Here is a 6238-nt window from a genome sequence, read left to right as displayed (position 1 = left end):
ACCCCCCCCCCGCCCCGCCCCGCCCCCCCCCCCCGCCGCCCCGCCCCCCCCCCCCCCGCCCCCCCCCCCCCCCCCCCCCGGTGTCCCGCACGGTCTTGCCTGCCGCGAGCGTCGCTCAGGATTTTCGAAGACCCTCATCAGGGGAGGCAGACGCAGGCGGGGGAGGGAACCTGCGGGGCCCGGGGGCTCGTCGCGTCGGCCTGCGGCGTCGCGGAGCTTTGTCCTGCGTGGTTACCTGCTCGAGCCGCGCATCATGCGGGCAGTGTGGCCGCCGGATCCGCACACGAGGAGATCGGGAACCGGGCCAGCAGCGCCGTAACACGACTGCACAGGGTCTTCGACCGATTGCCTGCCCCGCGTCGGCGGCTGCGCCCTCGGACGGTGCGGTGCGCCGGCGTCTGGGGGCGCGATCGTCCCGGGTCGGTTCCCGGGGGAAACTATCGTGCGCCGGCGCCGTGCGCGTCACCGGAGGATCCGGTCCAGCTTCGCCTCGCGTTCGGGGTCGGGGGACTCCTTCCAGGTCTTGGTGCGCTGGAAGGTGACTGGGCTTGATTCGCTTTGACGGACATCTGAGATCAGGGGTTCAGCCCCGGGAGGATGTCCATCATGGAGAGCATGGGGAAGAAGAAGCCTCGGCCTCGCCGTTCGTTCACACCGGAGTTCAAGGCGGAGATCGTCGAGCTGTGCCGACGCGGTGACCGCTCGGTCGGTCAGATCGCCAAGGACTTCGATCTGACCGAGACCGCGGTGCGGGACTGGGTGAAGCAGGCCGAGGTCGACGCGGGCGAGCGGGACGGCCTGACCAGCAGCGAACGTGAGGAACTGGCCGCCTTGCGGCGGGAGAACCGCCGTCTGCGCGAGGACGTCGAGGTCCTCAAGCGGGCCACGGCTTTCTTCGCGAAGGAGACCCGGTGACGGTGCACCCGTTCATCGAGGCGGAGAAGCGTGCGGGTCACAGCGTCAAACGAGCGTGTGAGCTGCTGAAGGTCTCCCGGACCGCCTTCTATGCCCGCCGCACCGGAAGGCCTGGTCCACGCGCGGTCCGTGACGCCGAACTGGCGGCACAGATCACCGACGTCCACTCACGATCGGGGGGAACCTACGGTGCCCCGCGCGTCCATGCCGTGCTCAAGCGGGCGGGTGCCGGGTGCGGGCGGCGCCGGGTCGCGCGGCTGATGCGGGCAGCCGGCCTGCAAGGCAGGCATCGCAGACGGCGGCACCTGACGACGATCCCCGATCCGCGGGCCGCTCTGCGGCCCGATCTCATCGTCCGCGACTTCCAGTCCGACCCCAACAGGCTGAATGCCCGCTGGTGCGGCGACATCACCTACATCGCCACGGACGAGGGCTGGCTCTACCTGGCCACCGTCATCGACATCGCCTCCCGCCGGGTGGTCGGCTGGGCAACCGCTGATCACCTGCGGACCGAGCTGGTCGCCGATGCCCTCACGGCCGCCTGCCGGCAACGTCGCCCCATCGATCCGGTGATCTTTCACTCGGATCGTGGCTGTCAGTACACCAGTCGTCAACTCGCCTCGCTGGCGGACCAGTTGGGGGTGCGTCTGTCGGTCGGCCGCACCGGACAGTGCTGGGACAACGCACTCGCCGAGTCATTCTTCGCCACCATCAAACGCGAGTTGCTCGACACCACCACATGGCCCAGCAGGGCCACCGCCCGCACCGCGATCTTCGATTTCATCGAGGGCTGGTACAACTTGCACCGTCTGCACAGCAGCCTCGGCTATCGCAGTCCCGCCGAATACGAGACGACACTCGCAGCCTGACCACCACACCAATGGTGTCCGTCAAAGCGGAACAAGCTCAGACACCGCGGCGGGCGAGCAGGACGCGTAACGTCTCGCGGCCGATGCGGATCACCCGGCCGTGGACTTTCCGCAGGTAGGCGACGAGTTTGCGCAGCGACCAGCGGGTGAAGGGCTGGCCGAGTTTGGTGGGGCGGGTGGTGGCCGTCAGGACGACGAAGTCCTCGTCATCAGGGCTGAGTTGGCGGGGACGGCCTCCCGCCCATCGAGGGTCCAGGCAGGCCAGGCCGATCTCGTTGAACCGGTGGATCACGTCCCGGACGGTGTCCTCGTCGGCCTGCACCAGCTGCGCGATCACCGGCACCCGGTTCCCGCCGGCCGAGGCCAGCAGCATCATCGCGCGCCGGTATCGCACCGAACTCGTGCTGCCCCGGCGCACGATCTGCTGCAGCTTCTGCCCTTCCTGGTCGGTCAGTCTGCGCACACGGACAGGCTCAGCCACCGCGCCTCCAGCGGTCGGACCGGACGTCACCCCACATCCAACCGCCACGACCGTCACCCCGGCGAACCTATGCGGTCAGAGCACTAGAAGTCCATGGTCAAGTGCTTAGCGCCAACGGCGTCCAACAGGCCGGACTCGCAGACGTCGCTTCGGGAGCGGGCGGTTGATTGTCCGCGTTCCGCATAGTTGGTGCCCTTTAGGGCAGGTATGCGAGATGGGCTTGCCCTCTTGGGCCGGTCAGATGTGATCGTCAAGAGCGGGGGCCGTGGAGGCGGAGTTGTATTTACGCGCCATTTAAGCGGTGTGTGCGGCACCTGGGAGTTCGCGTGAGAGCGGATTGATGCAGCATGCAAGCCTCGCCTTTCCGGGCAGACGTTCTACCAAGAGTTCTATGGGCTGTAAGGCCGCGTTAGGGTCGTAGAAGTGCCTAGCACTTATGTGGTGGTTATCCCTCGATGGATGTGCGGCCCCGGGTGGGTTCGATTGCCGCTGGATCTAGCGGCCTGCCCCGCCTGTGCGGCGCCCCAGCCGGCGTGAGCAACTCAGTTATGCGGAGCCCATCGTGAATGGCCATCACACGACAATCCTCCCGCATCGCACCATCCGCATTTTCACGTGGATCTGCTGCCTCACCCTCGTCCTCTTCGGCGCCATCACCTTGGGCGCGCCCGGGCGCGCGACTGCCGCATCTGCGCCGTCGGGCCCGTCTGCCTACGTCGCCAATAGCAGCTCGAATAGCGTGTCTGTGGTCGACACCAACAGCAACACGGCCCCCGCCACCATCGACGTCGGCAGCCGGCCGATTAATGCAGCGGTCTCGCCGGACGGCACCCACGCCTACGTCACTAACGCCGGCAGCAAAACCGTGTCGGTGATCGACACCAACAGCAACAAGGTCACCGCCACCATCGGCGTCGGCACCGCACCTACCGGTGTCGCGGTCTCGCCGGACGGCACCCACGCCTACGTCACCAACGACGGCTCGAATAGCGTGTCGGTGATCGACACCAGCAACAACACAGCCACCGCCACCATCGGCGTCGGCAGCGGCGCGGTCGGTGTGGCGGTTTCTCCAGACGGCACCCACGCCTACGTCACCAACGCCGGCAGCAACACCGTGTCGGTGATCGACACCAGCAACAACACAGTCACCGCCACCATCGACGTCGGCAGCGGCAAGGAACCGAACGATGTGGCGATCTCGCCGGACGGCACCCACGCCTACGTCACCAACGAGAACGACAACAGCGTCTCGGTGATCGACACCAGCAACAACACGGTCACCACCACCATCGGCGTCGGCTTCGATCCGCAGGATGTGGTGGTTTCGCCGGACGGCACCCGTGCCTACGTCACCAACGTCCAGGACAACAGCGTCTCGGTGATCGACACCAGCAGCAACAGGGTCACCGCCACCGTCCACGTCGGCACGGGACCGATCGGTGTGGCGATCTCGCCGGACGGCAAGCACGTCTATGTCGCCAACTTCGGCTCGCAAAACGTGTCGGTGATCGACACCGGCAGCAACACGGTCACCGCCACCGTCGGAGTCGGGAACGGACCGTGGGGCGTGGGGATCGCATCCGGTCTCGCTCCGACAATCAGCGGGACTCCTCCAGCAGGCACCGTGGGCACTGCGTACAGCTACCACTTCATCCTGGGCGGCAATCCGACACCCACCACGACGGTCACCTCCGGCACCCTGCCGAACGGGCTGACCTTGTCCTCCGGCGGGCTACTGTCCGGCACCCCGACCCAAGGCGGCAGCTTCCCCATCACCGTGACTGCGAAGAACAGCGCAGGCACCGCCACCGACACCGCCACCGTGGTCATCCACCCAGCCGCCACCACCCTGACGGTGTCGGCGTCGCCGAGTCCTGCCGATGCGGGTCAGAAGGTCACGCTGCAGGCGACGGTGACCGGTTCGAGCCCGACGGGCACGGTGGACTTCTACGACGGCAGTACCAGTGGCCAGGCGCTGAACTCCAGCCCGGTTGCGGTGGGCTCCGATGACACGGCCAGCTTCATCACCTCCGCGCTGGCGGCGGGTTCGCATACGATCACCGCGGTCTACTCCGGTGACGACAGCAATGCCGGCAGCCAGGGCAGCACCCCGCTGACGGTGAATGCGGCGTTGGCGGTCACCACCAGCTCGTTGCCGGACGCCACGGTCGGCCAGGCCTACGGTGCGGACCATCCGGTCACTTTGCAGTCCTCGGGCGGTCAAGACCCGATCACCTGGAGCGCCAGTGGACTACCGGACGGCCTGTCCCTGGACAAGGCATCGGGTGTGATCTCCGGTACGCCGAGCGCTGATGGAAAGTTCTCCGTGACGGTCACCGCGACCGATGCCAACAGACAGAGTGACAAGGCGACGCTGCCCCTCACCGTGGCCGGGGCGTCCTCGGCAACGTCGGTGAGTGCCACCCCGTCGCCGGCCGATGCGGGCCAGCAGGTCACCCTGCAGGCAACCGTCACCGGCGGCGGCGCCACCCCGACGGGGACGGTGAACTTCTACAACGGCGACCCGAGCAGCACACCCGCGCTGAACACCACCCCGGTTGCGGTGGGCTCGGATGGCAAAGCCTCCTTCACCACCAGCGCGCTGGCGGCCGGGGATCACACCATCACCGCCGTCTACAGCGGAGACGGCACCTACAGCACCAGCCAGGACACCACCCCCTTGACGGTCAACAAGGCCCTGGCGGTCACCACCACCTCACTGCCGGACGGCACCGCAGGAGCGGCCTACCCCGGGGCCACCCTCGCCTCCAACGGCGGAACCACCCCCATCACCTGGAGCGCAAATGGTCTGCCGGGCGGTCTGACCCTGGACTCTAAGACGGGCGCGATCTCCGGCACTCCTACCACGGCCGGCACCTCCACCGTGACCGTCACCGCAACCGACGCCAACAGCCAGAGCGCCACCGCAACGCTGAAGCTGACGATCAACCCGGCGGCCACCCAGGCACCGAAGTTCACCAACCCCAACACCACGACGGTGCAGCCGGGCGTGCCGATCAGCGGCGGACCGCAGGTGACCACCACCGGCACCCCCACCCCGACGCTCAAGGAAGCCGGTACCCTGCCCAAGGGCGTGTCCTTTAAGGACAACGGCGATGGCACCGGCAGCTTCACCGGTACCCCCGCCACCACCAGCAGCGGCAGCTACAAGCTCACCCTGACCGCCACCAACAGTGCCGGCAGCGCCACTCAGACCTACACCCTGGTCGTGGGCCCCTACAAGGCCGACCTGAAGGCCAGCCTGGCCGGCCCCGCCCACGGCACGGCAGGCAGCAAGGCCACCTACACCCTGACCATCACCAACAACGGCCCCGCCCCCGCCCAAGGAGTCAACCTCCTCATCAACTCGGCAGGACTGACCGGCGTCACCGCCACCGGAGGGCCCGGCGTGACCGTGGGTAACCCCACCTCCATAAAGATCGCCGGAATCACGGTCAGCGGCACCCACGCCACCGTCACCACCCCCCTGGCCTCGGGTAAGAGCGTCACCCTCAGCCTCGCCGGCACCCTGCCCAGTCATCTGGTCAAGTCGGTGACCATCACCGGCGCCACCTGGTCCACCACCCCCGACCCCAGCACCAGCAACAACCTCACACACTTCACCACCACCATTCCCTAACACCCCACAGAACCCGCCCGGGGCGGCGTGCCTGGCCCTTCACCACCACGGGGGCCGGGCGCCCGAGCAACCCGGGTCCTGATTACGGTGGCAGAAGTCCCTCGGGCCCGGATCGCGGGACATGAGCGCGTCGGCGAACGTCTGATCTCCTTCGACACTTCGAAGATCAGCCAACCAGCGCATCCAGCTGACGATGTCATCGGCCTTGCCCTCAGCAACCTGCTGGAGGCAAGGCTCATCACCTGAGACCTCCGAGGATGCCCCGGCCTTCGGGCCGGGGATGAATCGGACTCCTGCGGAGCAGGGCAGGGAACGGGGTTTCGCCCTCAG

3 protein-coding genes and 1 pseudogene are annotated in these 6238 nt (G+C 67.6%); 3 read left to right on the top strand and 1 reads right to left on the bottom strand.

Annotated features, from left to right (window positions below; all coding sequences use genetic code 11):
• Nucleotides 1-606 precede the first annotated feature (606 nt).
• Complete coding sequence (locus ACGFYN_RS47625; RefSeq protein ID WP_046584010.1) at nt 607-915, top strand: IS3 family transposase; 309 nt, start codon at nt 607-609, stop codon at nt 913-915.
• The gene (locus tag ACGFYN_RS47620) at nt 912-1784 is read left to right on the top strand and encodes an IS3 family transposase (protein ID WP_393872214.1); all 873 of its coding nucleotides are present in this window, start codon (nt 912-914) and stop codon (nt 1782-1784) included. Before ACGFYN_RS47625 ends, ACGFYN_RS47620 begins: the two co-directional genes overlap by 4 nt.
• A 40-nt stretch (nt 1785-1824) precedes the next feature.
• On the opposite strand, the pseudogene ACGFYN_RS47615 reads toward ACGFYN_RS47620, so the two are convergent.
• A pseudogene (locus ACGFYN_RS47615) lies at nt 1825-2265 on the bottom strand (transposase); the annotation flags it as partial.
• 562 nt (nt 2266-2827) lie between these two features.
• Here ACGFYN_RS47615 and ACGFYN_RS47610 point away from each other — a divergent pair.
• Nucleotides 2828-5908, top strand: a complete 3081-nt coding sequence (locus tag ACGFYN_RS47610; RefSeq protein WP_393872213.1) for a putative Ig domain-containing protein — start codon at nt 2828-2830, stop codon at nt 5906-5908.
• Nucleotides 5909-6238 lie beyond the last annotated feature (330 nt).

This window comes from Streptomyces sp. NPDC048419 (genome assembly GCF_043200415.1).
In the GTDB taxonomy this organism is placed as follows: domain Bacteria; phylum Actinomycetota; class Actinomycetes; order Streptomycetales; family Streptomycetaceae; genus Streptomyces.
Note: the sequence above shows the minus strand (reverse complement) of the source record. Positions and strands in the feature narration are given on the sequence as shown.